The organism is Pseudomonas serbica (assembly GCF_028823535.1).
In the GTDB taxonomy this organism is placed as follows: domain Bacteria; phylum Pseudomonadota; class Gammaproteobacteria; order Pseudomonadales; family Pseudomonadaceae; genus Aquipseudomonas; species Aquipseudomonas serbica.
The window spans coordinates 341155-358289 of sequence record NZ_JAQIYM010000002.1; the positions used below are offsets into that span (position 1 = coordinate 341155).

The 17135-nt window shown below is 62.7% G+C and carries 15 protein-coding genes; 9 read left to right on the plus strand and 6 right to left on the minus strand.

Annotated elements, in window-relative coordinates; all coding sequences use genetic code 11:
* The first annotated feature begins 24 nt into the window (after positions 1-24).
* The 6 genes from NQL71_RS04305 to nahK all read left to right on the plus strand — a co-directional run bounded on the left by NQL71_RS04305 (position 25) and on the right by nahK (position 9477).
* Positions 25-546, plus strand: coding sequence for a sigma-70 family RNA polymerase sigma factor (locus tag NQL71_RS04305; RefSeq protein WP_046817094.1), 522 nt, complete (start codon positions 25-27; stop codon positions 544-546).
* Positions 543-1502, plus strand: a complete 960-nt coding sequence (locus tag NQL71_RS04310; protein WP_274642316.1) for a FecR domain-containing protein — start codon at positions 543-545, stop codon at positions 1500-1502. Before NQL71_RS04305 ends, NQL71_RS04310 begins: the two co-directional genes overlap by 4 nt.
* Before the next feature lie 95 nt (positions 1503-1597).
* Complete coding sequence (locus NQL71_RS04315; protein ID WP_274642317.1) at positions 1598-4078, plus strand: TonB-dependent siderophore receptor; 2481 nt, start codon at positions 1598-1600, stop codon at positions 4076-4078.
* Between the two features lie 239 nt (positions 4079-4317).
* Entirely contained in the window at positions 4318-5502 is a 1185-nt protein-coding gene (locus NQL71_RS04320) for a porin (RefSeq protein WP_046817097.1), read from the plus strand.
* 248 nt (positions 5503-5750) lie between these two features.
* The gene (gene nosP, locus NQL71_RS04325) at positions 5751-6914 is read left to right on the plus strand and encodes a nitric oxide-sensing protein NosP (protein ID WP_046817098.1); all 1164 of its coding nucleotides are present in this window, start codon (positions 5751-5753) and stop codon (positions 6912-6914) included.
* A complete protein-coding gene (nahK, locus tag NQL71_RS04330) occupies positions 6883-9477 on the plus strand; it encodes a hybrid sensor histidine kinase/response regulator NahK/ErcS' (protein WP_274642345.1) in 2595 nt (864 codons plus the stop codon). The genes nosP and nahK overlap by 32 nt, the downstream gene beginning before the upstream one ends.
* A gap of 132 nt (positions 9478-9609) precedes the next feature.
* Here the strand turns inward: nahK and NQL71_RS04335 are convergent, their stop codons facing one another.
* From NQL71_RS04335 to pedA1, 6 genes are all read right to left on the minus strand, one after another.
* Positions 9610-10275: a response regulator transcription factor gene (locus tag NQL71_RS04335; RefSeq protein ID WP_046817100.1), complete on the minus strand. Its 666-nt coding sequence runs from the start codon at positions 10273-10275 to the stop codon at positions 9610-9612.
* A 56-nt stretch (positions 10276-10331) separates the two neighbouring features.
* Positions 10332-10889, minus strand: a complete 558-nt coding sequence (locus tag NQL71_RS04340) for a PQQ-dependent catabolism-associated CXXCW motif protein (protein WP_046817101.1) — start codon at positions 10887-10889, stop codon at positions 10332-10334.
* Between the two features lie 239 nt (positions 10890-11128).
* Positions 11129-11920, minus strand: coding sequence for a lanthanide ABC transporter permease protein PedC (pedC, locus tag NQL71_RS04345; protein ID WP_077185946.1), 792 nt, complete (start codon positions 11918-11920; stop codon positions 11129-11131).
* On the minus strand, positions 11917-12648 hold the full coding sequence (pedB, locus tag NQL71_RS04350; protein WP_046817103.1) for a lanthanide ABC transporter ATP-binding protein PedB/LutE: 732 nt from the start codon (positions 12646-12648) through the stop codon (positions 11917-11919). Before pedB ends, pedC begins: the two co-directional genes overlap by 4 nt.
* A complete protein-coding gene (locus NQL71_RS04355) occupies positions 12645-13604 on the minus strand; it encodes a YVTN family beta-propeller repeat protein (protein ID WP_166620303.1) in 960 nt (319 codons plus the stop codon). The genes pedB and NQL71_RS04355 overlap by 4 nt, the downstream gene beginning before the upstream one ends.
* Before the next feature lie 28 nt (positions 13605-13632).
* Complete coding sequence (gene pedA1, locus NQL71_RS04360; RefSeq protein WP_166620304.1) at positions 13633-14817, minus strand: lanthanide ABC transporter ABC transporter substrate-binding protein PedA1; 1185 nt, start codon at positions 14815-14817, stop codon at positions 13633-13635.
* 157 nt (positions 14818-14974) lie between these two features.
* On the opposite strand from pedA1, the gene NQL71_RS04365 reads away from it, so the two are divergent.
* From NQL71_RS04365 to NQL71_RS04375, 3 genes are read left to right on the plus strand one after another with little or no spacing between them, the layout of a single operon-like run.
* Positions 14975-15097: a hypothetical protein gene (locus tag NQL71_RS04365; RefSeq protein WP_256721671.1), complete on the plus strand. Its 123-nt coding sequence runs from the start codon at positions 14975-14977 to the stop codon at positions 15095-15097.
* A gap of 2 nt (positions 15098-15099) precedes the next feature.
* Positions 15100-16362, plus strand: a complete 1263-nt coding sequence (locus NQL71_RS04370) for a HAMP domain-containing sensor histidine kinase (protein ID WP_274642318.1) — start codon at positions 15100-15102, stop codon at positions 16360-16362.
* Positions 16359-16997 (plus strand): response regulator, encoded by a 639-nt coding sequence (locus NQL71_RS04375; RefSeq protein WP_046817107.1) that lies wholly within the window; start codon positions 16359-16361, stop codon positions 16995-16997. Before NQL71_RS04370 ends, NQL71_RS04375 begins: the two co-directional genes overlap by 4 nt.
* The last annotated feature ends 138 nt before the right edge of the window (positions 16998-17135 follow it).

Here is a 17135-nt window from a genome sequence, read left to right on the forward strand (position 1 = left end):
TCACTCGCGAATTATTCCATCGTCATGTCCGCCAACGACTTATCCCTGCGCAGCGCCGTCAATGATCTGTATTGCGAGCACCACGGTTGGCTCAATGGCTGGCTGCGCCAGCGCCTGGGCAATGCGTTCGATGCCGCGGACCTGGCGCAGGACACCTTCGTGCGGGTGATCAAGGCGCGAAACGCGCTGGAGATTCGCGAACCGCGACCTTACCTGTCGATGATCGCCAAGGGCTTGCTGATCGATCTGTTTCGCCGACGCTCGCTGGAACAGTCCTACCTCGAAGCCCTGGCCGCCATGCCCGAATGGCAGCAGCCCTCGCTGGAGGAACAGGCGATCCTGCTGCAAGCGCTGGTGGAAATCGACCGCCTGCTGCAAGGATTGGGGACCAAGGTCAAGCAGGCGTTCATCCTGTCCCAGTTCGACGGCCTGACCTACCCGCAGATTGCCGAGCGCTTGAATATCAGCACCCGCACGGTCAACAACTACATGGCCAAGGCCATGGAGCATTGCTGCCTGATGCAGATCCAGTTGCAACTGGCATGAGCCTGTCGCCCCCTGAGTTGCAGGCGATTGGCGACGCCGCCCGCTGGTATGCCCGGCTTCGCTCGGGGATTGCCAGCGATTCCGACCTGGCCGCCTGGAACGCCTGGCTGGCCGGCGATCCGGCCCATCGCCAGGCCTGGCAACGCATGGTCGACGTCAGCGAGCAGATGGCGAGCGTACCGGGCTCCCTGGCGTCGCCTGCGTTGCGCGGCGCCGATCGCTCCCGGCGCCAGGTGTTGCGCAGTGTGCTGGTGCTCGCTTCAGCCGGTACTCTGGGCTGGCTGGGCTGGCGCAGTGAAACCTCACAGAACCTGCTGGCCGATTTTCGCACCGCCGTGGGCGAACGCCGCGAGTTTCGCCTGGCCGATGGCAGCGCGTTGCTGCTCAACACCGACACGTCGGTCAACCTGCGTTTCGACGGGCGTCAACGAGTGCTCGAACTGTTGCGCGGTGAGATCCGGGTGACGACTGCAGCCGATCCCCTGCAGCGGCCGTTCAAGGTGCTCACCCGTCATGCCGAGGTGCTGGCCCTCGGCACGCGTTTCATCGTCCGCGCCCATGAACAGAGCGGTGGGGTGGCGGTGCTCGAGAAGGCCGTGGAGGTCCGTTCCGCGGGCTCGATGGTGCGTCTGGAGGCCGGTCAGTCCCTGGACTTCGATGGCCGCTCATTGGGGGCAGTACAGCGCAACGATGCGTCGGTGGGCGCCTGGCAACAGGGCAGCATCATTGCCATCAATCGTCCCTTGAGCGAGTTGCTGGCCGACCTTTCGCGCTATCGCAGCGGCGTGCTGCGCTGCGATCCGCGCATTGCCCAGCTCAAGGTATCCGGCGCATTCCCGATCGATGACACCGACCTGGCGCTGGCGGCGCTGGAGAGTGGCTTCTCGCTGCGGATCATCCGCTACAGCCGTTATTGGGTCGATGTGTCGGCGCCTGCCGGTGCGCTTTCACCGTGAGTTGAAAAAAGTTTGTCTGCCTTTGCACTTTTCATACGCAACGTTCGGCTCATCCCTCAATGAGTGTTTAGCGATTGTTTTGGGGGAGGGCAAGCATGTTTGGGGTGTACAAGCCGGGTCGTTTGACGACCGCAGTAAAAGTCGGGTTATTGGCGGCAACGACGGTGGGCGTCTGGTCAAGCGTGACCCTGGCGGCGCAGCCGCCAGTGCAACAGCACAACTCGGTCAAGTCCTTTGATATTGCTGGCGGCAGTCTGACCGAAGTCCTCAGTCATTTCGCCAGTGCGGCGGGTGCGGCACTGTCGTTCGATGCGCGACAAACGGATGGGTTGAAGTCTCCCGGTCTGCGGGGAGCGTTTGCTGTCAGCGAAGGCTTTGCGCGGATCCTCGGCGGCAGCGGCCTCCAGGCCGAACCCCAGGCCAACGGCACTTATGTGCTGCGGCCGGTGCCGATTGTCGGTTCGGCGCTGGAACTGGGTGCGACCAACATCAATGGCCAGGTGCTGGGCGCGACCACCGAATACAGCGGCTCGTACACCACGGGTGCAGTCACCCTCGGCAAGGGCGAGCACTCGCTCCGGGAAACGCCGCAATCGGTCACGGTGATGACGCGCAAGATGCTCGATGACCAGAACCTCAACACCATCGACCAGGTCATGGAAAAGACCCCGGGCATCACCGTCTACGACTCGACCATGGGCGGCAAGTATTTCTATTCCCGTGGCTTTCGCATGTCGGGCCAGTACCAGTACGACGGTGTGCCCCTGGACATGGGCAACCTTTATGTCCAGGCCGACAGTTTCAGCCAGGACATGGCGTATTACGACCGGGTGGAAATCCTGCGCGGGGCCGCGGGCATGATGAAAGGCGCAGGCGGTACCGCAGGCGGGGTGAACTTCGTGCGCAAGCGCGGCCAGACCTCGGCGCACACGGACATCACCCTGTCCGGGGGCAGCTGGGATAATTATCGCGGACAGGTCGACACCGGTGGCCCGCTGAACGAATCCGGCACCTTGCGTGGCCGGGCCGTGGTCGCCGAACAGAGCCGGCATTACTTCGTCGACGACGCCAGTCGCAAGGACCAGGTGTATTACGGCGCGCTCGACCTTGACCTGAGCCCCGACACGACCCTCGGCCTGGGCGTCGCCTATGAAGACGTGGATGCCAACCCTTGCTGGGGCGGCCTGCCGCGTTATCGGGACGGCAGCGACTTGAAGCTCAGCCGCTCGACCTGTCTCGATCCCTCGTGGAACACCTGGCGCAGCCAGCGCACCACCGTGTTCAGCGACCTGACCCATCAACTCAACGACGACTGGGCGTTGAAGGTCGCCAGCGTTTATACAAAAAACACCCAGGACATCAAGTACGCCTTCGCTTCCGGCGCCGTGACACCCGGCACCAATACCACCGGCATGCTGGGCAGCATGTATGACTACGACCAGGTCGACTACGGCCTGGACGCCTACGTCGATGGCATGTTCGACGCGTTCGGTCAGCGCCATGAACTGGTGGTGGGCTTCAACGCCAGCCGTTCGAAAAAAGACGACTTCTACTCGGTGGCATTCCTGCCGCAGCGGCAGAATGTGTTCAATCCCGACAAGCATATCCCCGAGCCGGATGACAGCTACTTCATCGATAACTCATCCCGCGGCGGGCCGGTCAATTCGGTGACCAAGCAGAAGGGCATTTACTCGACGCTGCGCTTGAAATTGGCGGAGCCGCTGACATTCGTCGTCGGCAGTCGGGTGAGCTGGTACGACTCCGATACCGACTCCGACTTCATCAACACCGGCACCTCGGAACATTCCAGCACCACGGAGACCGGGCAGGTGACGCCGTTTGCCGGCCTGCTGCTGGACCTCAACGAGAACCTGACGGTTTATACCAGCTACGCGGAAATCTTCACCCCGCAAGGCAATTACCGCTCCGAAGACGGTTCGGCGCTCAAGCCCCTGGTGGGCCAGAGCTATGAGCTGGGGATCAAGGGCGCCTGGTTCGACGGTCGACTGAACAGCTCGTTCAACCTGTTCCGTACGATCCAGAAAGACCAGGCGCAGACGGACTTCAACTCGTCCTGTCCGTCCTCCGACGGTTACTGCTACGTCAACGCCGGCAAAGTTCGCGCCCAGGGTTTCGAGGCCGAGATCAGCGGTGAAGTCATCGAACGCCTGCAACTGCTGGCGGGATATACCTACACCCAGACCAAGACCCTCGACGACATCGACAGCAGCCTCAATGGCGCGGCGTTCAACAGTTATGTGCCGCGGCATCTGTTGCGCGTGTGGGGCGATTACGCCCTGGGCGGGTCACTCGAGCGATTCACTGTTGGTGCCGGCGTCAACGCGCAAAGCGATAACTTCCGGGTTTCGCCCCTCAGCGGCGAGAAAATCAGCCAGTCGGGTTATGCGATCTGGAACGGCCGCATCGGCTACCGCATCGACGACACCTGGTCGGTTGCGCTCAACGGCAACAACCTGTTCGACAAGCGCTACTACACCACCATCGGTACCGAATCCTTCGGTAACTACTACGGTGATCCACGCAACTTCATGCTGTCGGTCAAGGCGAGTTTCTAACGCCAATAGCACAGTCGAGGAACCAAATGCCCGGGTCGCAAGACTCGGGCATTGTTCATGGGCCTACAGGCCTACACCCTAAGTGGTGAGCCTTGCCGACAGACGGTCTTACGCCACAGTTGTCGCGCTCTTGCGGCCATGCCAAAGCACCTCGATTCCACCCCCAAGGCAGCGTATGGCGCCGCCCTTGAGCTTTCGATAATCGCCTCCGACAACTCGTCCCAGTCGCGGAGCGCGCCATGCACAACAATAAGAACTTCACGCAGCGTTTTTTGCCTGCCTTGATTGCCAGCCTGTCTACCTTCGGCCTGAGTTCGATGGCCGAGGCCGAGATCATGCTGTACGACAAAGACCAGACCACGTTCTCCACCGACGGCTACATCAATGCCTTCTACGTCAACAGCGATGTCGACCGTGCCGGCGACCAGTATGACCGCCGTCAATCGCGGGTGAAGATGGGGTTCCTGCCCAACTACCTGGGCTTCAACATGGGCAAGCAGGTCGATGACCTCAAGCTCGGTGCCCGCGCCTCGTTCTGGGTCACCATCAACGACAGTGAAACCAATGGCACCGACACCGCCATCGATGTGCGGCAGTTCTACGGCACCGTGGCCAATGCGCAGTGGGGCGAAGTGCTGATCGGCAAGGACTTTGGCCTGTTTGCCCGCTCCAACATCCTGCTCGATGAGATGCTCGCCGGTTATGGTCAGGTCAGCGATACCCTGGGGCTGGTGGATGGTGGCGGGGTGTCGTTCGGCAACATCGGCACCGGTTACCCCTATCCATTCCCGACCTCGCAGATCACCTACCGCACGCCGGTGATGGACGGTTTGCGCGTGGCGGTGGGGATCATGGACCCGGTGGACACCAATGACAGCAGCCCCACAGGCAAGGCCTATCAGGAAAATCCGCGCACTGAGAGCGAGATCACCTACCAGTTCGATCTCGCCGGAGCGCAGATCTACAGCTGGGTCAACGGCAGCTACCAGACCTCGGACAATACCGATTCCACCGTCGACACCGTCACGTCAAAAGGCGTCGGTTATGGCGTCCAGGCCAAGATGGGCGGCTTGTCCCTGACCGGCTCGGGCTTTCAGGCCAAGGGCATCAATCCCTTTTTCACCAACAACGCCGGCGAGCCGACCCTGCGCAACGTCGACAGCGACGGCTACCTGTTGCAGGGCTCCTACAAGCTGGGCAAGAACCGCCTGGCCCTGTCCTACGGCAAGACCAATGACGATGGCAACGGCGTGGTCGGCAGTGGCGCCGACTACGAGACCCGCGGCATCGCGCTGTTCCACGATGTGAACGACAACCTCAAGCTGGTGGCCGAGTACAACCAGTTCGAAATCAACGGCCATGACGGCAGTGCGCAGAACGAAGACACCGATACCGTTGCGCTGGGGGCGGTGTTGACCTGGTAATGGCTTCGTGACTATCCACTGTGGGAGCGAGCCTGCTCGCGAAGGGGCCCGGCAAATCCAGCATCTTTGTTGGCTGACCCGCCGCCTTCGCGAGCAGGCTCGCTCCCACAGGTATTCAGCTATCTGCTGGATCTGCGGCACATCTCTCATCCCATTGAAGCGCCTACCTGCTACCCAAGTAGCATTCGTGGCACCTCTCGCGCTTCGTACACTCGTGCCTCATACACACGCACCTGCGGGGGGCGACCATGCAGCAGGTCCAGAACGAAGGGATCGTCAGCGCGATGTCCCAGGCCACCGATCCCCAGCAGGTGGCGCAGGAGCTGGCGCGGCAGTTGCTGCACCCGCATCTGGGTTTCGTGTTGTTCTTCTGCTCTGCCGAATACGACTTGCAGGCCCTCGGTGGCGCCTTGCAACAGGGATTCGGCGGCATACGCCTGGCGGGTTGCACCAGCGCCGGGGAAATCACGCCGCAAGGTTATGGGCGCAACTGCGTGACGGCGGTGGGCTTCGATCATCGGTACTTTTCCATTGCCCTGGAACTGATCGACGAGATGGAGCACTTCAGCCTGATCGACGCGCAGCAGATGGTCGAGCGCCTGGTCAACGGTTGTCGCAGCAACACCCTGGCCCCGATCAAGGGCAACAGCTTTGCCCTGACCCTGCTCGATGGCCTGTCCAGCCGCGAGGAAATGGTCCTCGCCGCCTTGAGCGCGGCGCTGGGCGATATTCCGCACTTCGGCGGCTCGGCCGGTGACGACAACTACCTGACCCACACCCATGTCTACTTCGACGGCGGTTTTCGCAGCGGCGCAGCGGTGGTGGTGCTGGTCAATACCTGGCTGGACTTCGAAGTGTTCACCACCCATCACATTCTGCCGCGCGCGGACAAACTGGTGGTCACCGGTGCCGACAGCGCCTCGCGGCGCGTCTTCGAACTCAACGCCGAGCCGGCCGCCGCCGAGTACGCCCGGCACATCGGCGTGCCGGTTGGCGAGCTCGACCACCGGATCTTCGCCGCACACCCCCTGGCGGTGCGGATCAACGAGCAGTATTACGTGCGCGCCATCCAGCAGGTTCACCCTGACCTGAGCCTGAGTTTTTACTGCGCCGTAGAGAACGGCATCGTCCTCACCGCCATGACGCCTGGCCCGATGCTGCCGAATCTGCAACGCCTGTTCGACGGCTTGCAGGAACGGCTCGGCGATCTGTTGCTGACCATCGGTTGCGACTGTTTCCTCAGGCGCCTGGAGCTGGAGGACAACGGCGACCTGGAGCAGATCGGCAGTTTTTTGCGCGAGCAACGGGTGATGGGGTTCAACACCTACGGAGAACAGTTCAATGGCATGCACATCAACCAGACCTTCACCGGCGTTGCCATTGCCCGCGGCCGCTCCCTTGGACAGCGCTGAACTGCAGGCGCAAATCGCCATCCTGCAGCACGATAACCAGAAACTGCAGCGCATCAACGCGGCGTTGATCGAACGCATCGAGTCCGGCATCACTCGCGGTAACGATCCGTATGCCGCATTCCAGCATTCGGTGGTGCTGGCCGAGCAGGTGCGTGAGCGCACCGATGCCTTGAACCAGGCCATGGCCGAACTCAAGGCGGGTAATCATTTGCTCAGCGAGGCCCGCCTGCGCGCGGAAACGGCTCATCAGCACCTGATCGATGCCATCGAGAGTATTTCCGACGCCTTCGTGCTGTTCGATGCCGAGCAACGGATTGTCCTGTTCAACAGCCGCTTCAAGGCGTTCTGGACGAACAGCCGGGTGCGGATCAACGCGGGTATGCGCCTGACCGAGGTCAAGCGCCTGATGCTCAGCAACGGACTGTTTACCGAGGAGCCGCGCGGGCACGCCGACGAGAACCTGTTGTATCGCTTGCAGGACGGACGTTGGCTGCAGGTCAGCGAACGGCCGACCCAGGAGGGTGGACGAGTGATCCTGTTCACCGACATCACCGACGTCAAACACAGCGAAACCATGCGCCGCGAGCAGGCGGTGGCGCAGAAGTCGCACTTGCTGCAACGGGCGGTGGACAACCTGTCCCAAGGGGTGGCCATGGTCAACGCCGAGGGCATCCTGGAACTGTGGAACCGGCGGTTCCTGGAACTCAGCGGCCTGGCACCGGTGGCTGCCCATCGGCCCTTTGCCGAAGTCATCGCCGACAGCGAATTGACCCTGCTGACCCCGGCCAGTCGCGGCCCAAAGGGGCGCCCCGTGCAAGAATGCGAGCAGCGCCTGTACGATGGCCGGGTCCTGGAAATCCGCACCCATCCATTGCCTGCCGGCGGTTTCGTCAACACCTTCACCGACATCACGGAACGCTATCAGCACGCCCAGGCCCTGAGTGAAAGCGAGCGCTGGATTCGCCTGATCACCGATCATGTGCCTGCATTGATCGCCTACCTCAATGCAGACCTGGTCTACGAGTTCACCAACAAGGTCTATGAGCAATGGTACTGCTGGCCGCGCGGCGTGATGCTCGGCCAGAGCCTGCGCGAAGTGCACAGCGAACAGCATTACCAGCGGCTGGAACCCTACGTGGCCAGGGCGCTGGCCGGGGAGAGCGTGACCTTCGAATTCGCCGAGACCAACGTCAACAACCAGGAGCGCTACATGTTGCGCTCCTACGTGCCCAATCGCCTGGCCAGCGGAGAGGTGGTAGGGATCTTCGTGTTGATCCGTGACATCACCGAACGCCGACGTACCGCCGAGGCGCTGCACCAGGCCTATCAGAACCTCGAACGGCGGGTGCGCGAACGCACCGCCGAATTGACCCAGCTCAATGATCAGTTGCTGCGCGAAATCGACGAGCGTCGCCGGGTCGAGTCACGCTTGCGCGAAGCCAAGCTGGAGGCGGAACAGGCCAACTTGTCGAAAACCAAGTTCCTCGCCGCGGTCAGTCACGACCTGCTGCAACCGCTGAACGCCGCGCGGTTGTTCACCAGTGCCCTGTTGGAGCGCCGCGAGCCGATCGCCAACGAGCATCTGGTGCGCAATGTCAGCAACTCCCTGGAGGACGTGGAGAGTCTGTTGGGTACGCTGGTGGATATTTCCAAGCTCGATGCCGGGGTGATCAAGGCCGATATCGCCCCGTTCGCCCTGAGCGAACTGCTGGAAAACCTCGCCGCCGAATACACCGAGGTGGCGCGCAGCGAAGGTCTGCAACTGCATTTCATCCCGTGCTCGGCGCTGGTGCGCAGCGACATCCAGTTGCTGGCGCGCATCCTGCGCAACCTGTTGAGCAACGCCATTCGCTACACCTACAACGGTCGTGTGGTGCTGGGTTGTCGGCGGCATCGGCAAAGTCTGTCGATCCAGGTCTGGGACAGCGGGATGGGCATTGCGCAAGATCGTTTGGAAGAAATCTTCCAGGAGTTCAAGCGCGGCGACGTGCAACGTCCGGATCAGGATCGTGGATTGGGCCTGGGCCTGGCGATCGTCGAGAAAATAGCCGGCATCCTTGGGCACCGCATTCATGTGCGTTCGTGGCCTGGCAGGGGCTCGATGTTTTCTGTAGAAGTGCCGATCAGCGCCACCGCACCCAAGGCATTGCCGAACCTGCTGATGAGTGAACCGATGCTCGAACGGCTGCGCGGAGCGCGGGTCTGGGTGCTGGACAACGATGCGACCATTTGCGCCGGGATGCGCACGTTGCTCGAGGGATGGGGCTGCCTGGTGGTGACGGCGCTGTCGGAAGAAGACCTGGCGCGGCAAGTGGACAACTACCATGCCGGCGCCGACCTGTTGATTGCCGATTATCACCTGGACAACGACCAGAACGGCGTCGATGCGGTCGCGCGGATCAATGCCCGGCGGGCCTGTGCGATCCCGGCCATGATGATCACCGCCAACTACAGCAACGAGCTCAAGCAGCAGATCCGCGAACTGGGGCATACCCTGATGCACAAGCCGGTGCGGCCGATGAAGCTGAAGACGGCGATGAGTCATTTGCTCGCCAGGCCTTGAGGTTTTTGCTGTTTGTGAGGGCCTCTTCGCTGGCAAGCCAGCTCCTGCAGGGATCCGTGTCGTTCACAAATCCCCTGTGGGAGCGGGCTTGCTCGCGAAGGGGCCGACACGGTTTTCCGGTTGCCGACGAATTCAGCGCCGCAGATAAGACCCGAAATCAATATCCCCGGCACTCAGGATCGCCTGCACCCGGTTGTGCACGTTGAGCTTGCGCAGGATCGCCGACACGTGCGCCTTGACCGTGGTTTCGGCGATTTCCAGGGTGTAGGCGATCTGCTTGTTCGATTCGCCCTTGGTCATCCGTTCCAGCACCTGCAACTGCTTGCGGGTCAGGGCCTGGAGCAGTTCCGGGGGGAAGCTCGGGGCATCGTTCATGCGCCGGTGGGTGCTGCTTTTGGTGGTGCGGATAATGTCCGGGGGCAGATAGACATTGCCATTGAGAATCTGCTGGATGGCCTCGGTCATCTGGGCGCGGGGCGAGGACTTGGTGATGAAACCCACGGCGCCGTAGGTGATGGCCTGGAGGACGATCTGCTTGTCCTGCTCGGCGGAGACGATGACCACGGGGATGGTCGGTGCTTCGTTGCGCAGGTTGATCAGGCCATTGAGCCCGTGCATGCCGGGCATGTTCAGGTCGAGCAGGATCAAGTCCAGGTCATCGTGTTCCTGGGTCAACGCCAGGGCGCTGTCCAGGTCGGCGGTTTCCATGACCTCGCTACCGGCGAAACCATCGCTGATGACGTTGTGTATGGCTTCGCGAAACAGCGGGTGATCGTCGGCAATCAGAATTTTGTACATAGCCTTTCACCTCATTATTTTGATTATGGTGTGGCAACAACACGCACGCGTAAAGCTCAGGGAAAGGGTTCGGGTAAAGCTTGCGTGACCGGCAGGTTGGCGGCTTGCCAGGCGTCCAGGCCATCGCGATACCAATACACTGTCTTATAGCCCAGCGTGGCCGCACGCTTGACCGCATTCCAGCTCAACCAGCAGTCGGACCGACAGTAAAAGACCAGCGGTTGCGCCAGGTCACCGGCGGTCAGCCTTTTCAGGTTGTCGGCGAAGTAAGCCTGCCATTGCGTGGTCAGCTCGCCGTCGCCGGTGTTCGCCAGCCAATGACTGCCGGGCAGGTTTTCGTGGGGCTGGTCTTCGATGAAGCGGCCTTGTAGCCATTGGCGACGGTAGACATCGATCAGCAGCGGGCGCGGTGTTTGCGCAAGTAGCGATTGCAGGGCAGGGGTGTCGACGATGGTCGCGCCTGGAAGTTGCTCCGGCGTCGGGCTGCGGTACAGGTCGATGCGATAGCCGTCAGGGGAAAACAGCGGGGTTTGCGCCTGTGCACCGCCCAGCCACAGGCTCAGCGACAGCGCAGCGAGTGTGGGACGCAACAGGTGACGTCGGGCACGCGGCATGGGGTTCGATCCTTATAGTTATGCACCCATTACATGCCAGTCGCGGTGCGTTGGGAATGCGACGATAGACAGGTGGAACCAGTACTAAAGTATTAGTTTTCCATGCTCAATGAAGATCAACTGTGAGAGCGGGCTTGCTCGCGAAAGGGCCTTCACATTCCACATGACTGCTCAATGACACACCGGCTTCGTCGGAACGCCGCCCGGAGCAAGCCCGCTTCCACAGGGGATTTTTGTGGTCAGGTGGATTTGCGCAGGGCGGCATGTTGGGGGTTGAAGGTGAGTACGGCGAGCAGTGCGAACAGCAGCGTCAGGCCCGAACACACCGCCAGCGCCAGCGGATTGAACCGCTCATACAAGGCAAAACGCACCAGTTCGACCGCATGGGAGAACGGGTTCAGCGCGCACAACCAGTACAGCCATTCGCTGGCCTCGCGCATTTTCCACAGCGGATAGAGCGCCGATGACAGGAAAAACAGCGGGAAGATCACGAAGTTCATCACCCCGGCGAAGTTCTCCAGCTGGCGGATCGCGTTCGACAGCAACAGGCCCAGGGCGCTGAGCATCAAGGCCACCAGCAACAGCGCCGGCAGGGCCAGCAGCAAACCCATGGCCGGCGGCTGCACGCCGTAGAACCAGGCAATCGCCAGGAAGGCGTACACCTGCAGCAGCGAAATCAGTGAGGTGGCCAACAGCTTGCTGCACAACAGGAAGGTGCGGGGCAGGGGACTGGTGAGCAATACGCGCATGCTACCCATCTCGCGGTCGTAGACCATCGACAGTGAGCCCTGCATGCCGTTGAACAGCAGGATCATGCAGGCCAGCCCAGGGATGATGTAGACCTCGTACGGGATGTAGGTGTCGTAGGGTTCGATGATGGCGATGCCCAGCGCGGCGCGAAAACCTGCGGCGAACACCAACAGCCATAGCAGCGGCCGCACCAGGGCGCTGAGAAACCGTGTGCGTTGCAGCACGAAACGCAGCCATTCGCGCAGCACGATACCGCGCAAGCATTGCCAGTACGCGTTCATCGGGAAGCTCCTGAAGTGGTCAGGCGAGTGAAGGCCGAGTCCAGGTCGCCGCCGTGCGCCAGGCTCAGTGCATCGGCCTGACCGCTGGCCACCAGGCGGCCCTGATGGAGGATCAACAGGTCATCGCTGGCCTGTACTTCGTCCAGCAGGTGGGTGGTCCAGAGCACGCTGATACGCTGCTCGTGGCACAGCTTGCGAATGTGCTGGTTGAGCGCCAGGCGACTGGCCGGGTCGAGGCCGGCGCTGGCTTCATCGAGCAGCAGCAGACGCGGTTCATGCAGCAGGGCACGGGCGATTTCCACTCGCCGGCGATGGCCGCCATTGAGTTCGCGCACCCGTTCGCCGCGGCGCTCGCCCAGGCCCTGGCGAGTCAGTTCCGCATCGACTCGCAAGCGCGTCTGGCGGCGTGACATGCCATGCAGCGCGGCGTGATAACGCAGGTTCTGCTCGACGCTGAGGTCCAGGTCCAGGGTGCTTTGCTGGAACACCACACCCAGTTGTTTGAGTGCCGGGCGCGGGGCGCTGCGCAATGAACAGCCGCCGACCCGGATGTCCCCGTGCTGCAGGTCATAGAGCCTTGTCAGCAGCGCGATCAGGGTTGACTTGCCGGCGCCGTTGGGCCCCAGCAGCGCGGCGAAGCGTCCAGGCGCCAGGCTGAAGTTTACCTGGCGCAGGGCCTCCCGAGGACCGTAGGCAAAGTTCAGGTCGCTGACTTCCAGGGCGTTCATGGGGTCACCACCACGCCCCAGGGATAGCGCCCGACCTTTACCGATTTGCTGACCTTGAGGCTGTCGACATCGATCACCGAGACGTCACCGCTGACGCCGTTGGTGGCCAGCAGTTGCTTTTGATCCGGGGTGAATGCCATCTGCCAGACCCGGCGACCCACCAACAGGTAATCGAGAATCTCGAAGGTTTTGGCATCGATCACCGCTACATGGTTCGCGGGGCCGAGCGCGACGAAGCCATACTTGCCGTCGGCACTGAGCTTGACACCCACGGGTTGGACCTTGTCCGGATGCACGCCCTTGATCTGGAAGTTCAGGGTCTTGAGGATCTTGCGGCTGGCAACGTCGAGGATGGTCACCGTGCCACCGATTTCCGCTGAAGCCCAGAGCTGTGAACCGTCCGGCGAGAACTCGACGAAGCGCGGGCGCTGATCCACCGGCGTGCTGTCGGCCAGGGTCTGGGTGCTGGTGTCGATCCAGTGCAGCATGTTGGTGGTTTCGCTGGTGTTCACCGCCCACTTGCCGTCAGGGCTGACGGCCATGCCTTCGGGCTCGACACCGACGTTGATCTGACCGAGGACCTTGGACGTCTCGGTGTCGATCACCGTGACCAGCGCATCGTCTTCGTTGGAGACATACAGCCAGCGATTGTTGGGGTGCAGGGCGAATTGCTCGGGGTCCTTGCCCGAGGGCAGTTCCTTGATGATCTTGCGCGTGGCCACGTCCATCACCTGGACCCGGTCCGAGTCGCTGGCGCAGATGTACAGCAATTTGTTGTCATGGGACAGCAGCAGGCCACGGGGGCGCTGGCCGACGGGCAGGGTGTCGGTGACTTGCAGGGTCTGCATGTCGATCAGGCTCAGGCTGTTGTCCTTTTCATTGGAGACCCAGGCGGTGCTGGCTGCGGCGTGTCCTGCGGCGAGCAACAGGGCGCAAGAAATCAGGGTGCGGCGCATGGCAGTTTCCTTGTTGTAGTTGTTGTATTCAGGGAAAGCGGCAGCTGACCTCGGGCTTGTCGTAACCCAGGCTGTCCATCTCGTTGAACGGGTGCAGGAAGCCGTCCTGGGGCGAGGTGCTGACCAGCGCCCGAGGCTGCACGATGGGAATCGGTTGGCGCAGTTGGCCGTTCCACGGGCGGTAGCTGAGCTTGCGGCCCTTGAAACCGTCCAGCGGCAACTGGTCGCTGATTTCCAGGTCGCGGATCGCCATCGGTTCGGTCTGCCGGGATTTGCTCACGGCGCTGGCGATGCTGCGCACGGCGATCCATGCGGCGAAATCGCGGTCGTTCATCCAGCGTCCGGCGAGGGCTTCGAAGCGCTTCTGCAACTGGGCGGCGCCGTAGGTTTCCACGGTCTTGTGCCAACCCACCGGGGTCAGGCCCTGAGTCCCCGCCACCGGGCGCGGGTACCAGGTCTGGTACGGCACGTATTCGCCGAAATCGCCGCGCTCATCGGCCACCAGCACCACGTCGTATTCGGCGGTCTGGGTGAACAGTGGCATGTCGGCCTGGGCACTGCGCCGTTGATCGTTATCGAAGCGCCAGGCTTTCTCCGCCACCAGTTGCAGGCCGAAGCGTTTGGCCGCGCGACGCAGGGCGGCGGCGTAGGCTTGATCGTCCGCCGTGGGGCCGACGATCAGCAACGCCCGTTGCCATTTGCGCACTACCAGAAATTGCGCCAGCGCGTCGGCCAGCATCGCCCGGCTCGGCAGGCTGTGCAGCACGTTGGGCAGGCAATCGGTAGTGCGCAGGCTGTCGTCGGGGCTGCCGGCGTTGAACAACAGGCTGTCGGGCAGCGCTGCACTGAGTTGGCGCAGGCTGCTGGCCGGTGCATTCACCACGAACAGGCGCAGGCCTTGCTCATGCTGCGATTTTGCCGCTGTGAGCAAGGCTTCGGGGCTGTCGACGCTGGCGCTGGCCAGGCTGTAGGTGTGATTGAGAAAGCGCCCGGTGCTGTTGCTGTCGGTGATCGCCAGTTCGGCGCCGCGCAGGCCGGCGTCGGCGGGTTCGGGAATGACGTTCGACAGCAGCGGGCCAGGGTCCGGGCGATACCCCAGGTAGCCGATGCGCACCTGCAAGGGCGCGTCCGCCGCCTGGCTCTGGGAGACCAGCCCGGCGGCGCAGGCAATCGCCAGCAGGTAGATCAAGGCGTAAGGGGCAAGCTGGCGCATAGGGCTCTCCATTACAGGTAGCGCCAGCATAGGAAGCCCGGGCAGGTGTGGAAATATGCAGAAAGTACCAACCAGCCAGTACCAAGGTAGTAGCCCGCGCCGGGCGGCGCGGTTTTAGCATGGGCATTAACGGCCACCACTCTGGAGGGGACTGGGCATGCGTATCGTCAAGGCACTGCTGTTGCCGCTCCTGCTGATCCTCACGCTGATCGGCGTCGACCGGCTCCACGGCCCGCGCCCCGCACCGGTGCAGGTCATGCCCGCGACACCGGGGCGCTAGGCATGTCGGCCCTGTGGCGGATCAACCTGTGGGTCTGTGGCTTTTTCGCACTGATCACCTTGGCGTGCATGGCGTTGCTGGTGCATCAGGCGCTGGAGGATGTGGAACGTGAACTGCAATCGGCCGAAGCGGTGGTCGAGTACCTGAGCGAAACCGCCGCCCGTGACCCGGTCGACCTGCAACCACGGCTGACCCAAGGCCTGCGCCACGTCCGCGTGCAGTGGCTGGCGGCGGATGAACAGCCTCGGCCAGCCGTGCCGGACGGACTCGACGCCTGGCTCGGACGCCTGCTGTTCACTGAGGCCCGTCACGGCGCAAGCGTCCTCGAACTGGCGGATGGCCGACGGGTGCAGATTGCAGTCGATCCGCGGGATGAAATCGACGAAGTCTGGGACTCCCTGCAACAGTTGCTCAGCCTGTGTGCGATGGCCCTGGTGGTCAGTCTGCTGGCCATTCGCTGGGCCGTGCGCCGCGGCATGGGCCTGCTCGATGAGCTACTGCGGGCGTTGCAGCAGGTGTGCGCCGGGCAGCTCAAGGTGCGCCTGCGCGCCGAAGGGGTACCCGAGGCGCGGCAACTGGCGGAGCATTTCAACCGCATGACCGCGGCGCTGGAACAGGCCGGCAGCGACAACGCCCGGCTGACCCAGGCCTTGCTGGCCGTGCAGGAACAGGAGCGTACCCAACTGGCCCAGACCCTGCACGACGATCTCGGTCAGTACCTGGCCGGGATCCGTGCCCAGGCGTGTCTGTTGCGCCTGGTGGCCGATCAACCGCAGACCGTCGAGCGCACGATGCTGGAGCTGGAGCACAACTGCGAACACCTGCAACAGGGCTTTCGGGCGCTGGTGCACAACCTTTATCCGGTGGTCCTGCAGCACCTGCCGCTGGGCGAAGCCATCCGCTTGCTGGTGGAGCAATGGCAGGGCCGCCAGGGCATCGCTTGTCGCCTGCGGCTCAGTGCGCAGTTGCCAAGGTTGTCGGCGCCCGACAAGACCCATCTGTACCGCTTGCTGCAGGAAGCCCTGACCAACATCGCCCGGCATGCCGACGCCAGCCAGGTTCATGTTCGCCTGCAATATCATGGCGCACACCTGCGCCTGCTGGTGCGCGATAACGGTCGCGGCGCCGCGCAACTGCAGCGTCCTGGCGTCGGGTTGTATTCGATGCGCGAGCGCGCCCGTAGCCTGGGTGGCGAGTTGCGCATCATCAGCCACCCTGGCGCCGGTTGGGCGCTGACCTTGAGCATGCCCCTGGAGGTTTCATGAGTATTTTGCTGGTCGATGACCATGCGGTAGTCCGCCAGGGCTACGCGAGCCTTTTGCGCGCCCTGTTACCGGCGCTGCAGGTGCGTGAGGCGGCAACGGGCGAGGAGGCGCTGCTGCGGGTTCAGGAGAGCGTGCCACAGCTGGTGATCATGGATTTCGGCCTGCCCGGCATCAGCGGCCTGGAAACCACCCGGCGCTTGCGCCAGCGTTTGCCGCAACTGCGGGTGCTGTTTTTCAGCATGCACGATGAACTGCCGCTGGTGCGCCAGGCACTGGACGCCGGGGCGGCGGGTTACCTGACCAAAAGCTCGGCGCCGCCAGTGCTGATCGAAGCGGTGCGGCGTGTGCTCGCCGGGCACGCCTACATCGAACAGCCCCTGGCCACGCAACTGGCTTGCCATGCGCAACAGGACGCCAGCGACCCGCGCCTGCAGAGCATGACCCAGCGCGAGCTGGAGATTTTCGTGATGCTCGCCAAGGGCACCCCCGCGCGACAGATTGCCGAGCAACTGAGCATCAGCAGCAAGACGGTTTCCAATCACCTGACGTTGCTCAAGAGCAAGTTGCAGGTGAGCTCCCATGCCGAATTGGTGCATCTGGGGATTGATATGGGGGTGGTGCGCAAGGCGGGATGACTCGCTCGTCCATTCAACACCCATCCCCTGTGGGAGCGGGCTTGCTCGCGAAGACGGTGTGTCAGTCACGAAAATGCTCAATGACACTCCGCTTTCGCGAGCAAGCCCGCTCCCACAGGGGGGGTGTGTTGCATTCAG

Bases quoted from the DNA above. Each gene is read 5' to 3' on its own strand.
- NQL71_RS04305 (WP_046817094.1), top strand. From the start codon at position 25: ATGTCCGCCAACGACTTATCCCTGCGCAGCGCCGTCAATGATCTGTAT.
- NQL71_RS04310 (WP_274642316.1), top strand. From the start codon at position 543: ATGAGCCTGTCGCCCCCTGAGTTGCAGGCGATTGGCGACGCCGCCCGC.
- NQL71_RS04315 (WP_274642317.1), top strand. From the start codon at position 1,598: ATGTTTGGGGTGTACAAGCCGGGTCGTTTGACGACCGCAGTAAAAGTC.
- NQL71_RS04320 (WP_046817097.1), top strand. From the start codon at position 4,318: ATGCACAACAATAAGAACTTCACGCAGCGTTTTTTGCCTGCCTTGATT.
- nosP (WP_046817098.1), top strand. From the start codon at position 5,751: ATGCAGCAGGTCCAGAACGAAGGGATCGTCAGCGCGATGTCCCAGGCC.
- NQL71_RS04335 (WP_046817100.1), bottom strand. From the start codon at position 10,275: ATGTACAAAATTCTGATTGCCGACGATCACCCGCTGTTTCGCGAAGCC.
- NQL71_RS04340 (WP_046817101.1), bottom strand. From the start codon at position 10,889: ATGCCGCGTGCCCGACGTCACCTGTTGCGTCCCACACTCGCTGCGCTG.
- pedC (WP_077185946.1), bottom strand. From the start codon at position 11,920: ATGAACGCGTACTGGCAATGCTTGCGCGGTATCGTGCTGCGCGAATGG.
- pedB (WP_046817103.1), bottom strand. From the start codon at position 12,648: ATGAACGCCCTGGAAGTCAGCGACCTGAACTTTGCCTACGGTCCTCGG.
- NQL71_RS04355 (WP_166620303.1), bottom strand. From the start codon at position 13,604: ATGCGCCGCACCCTGATTTCTTGCGCCCTGTTGCTCGCCGCAGGACAC.
- pedA1 (WP_166620304.1), bottom strand. From the start codon at position 14,817: ATGCGCCAGCTTGCCCCTTACGCCTTGATCTACCTGCTGGCGATTGCC.
- NQL71_RS04365 (WP_256721671.1), top strand. From the start codon at position 14,975: ATGCGTATCGTCAAGGCACTGCTGTTGCCGCTCCTGCTGATCCTCACG.
- NQL71_RS04370 (WP_274642318.1), top strand. From the start codon at position 15,100: ATGTCGGCCCTGTGGCGGATCAACCTGTGGGTCTGTGGCTTTTTCGCA.
- NQL71_RS04375 (WP_046817107.1), top strand. From the start codon at position 16,359: ATGAGTATTTTGCTGGTCGATGACCATGCGGTAGTCCGCCAGGGCTAC.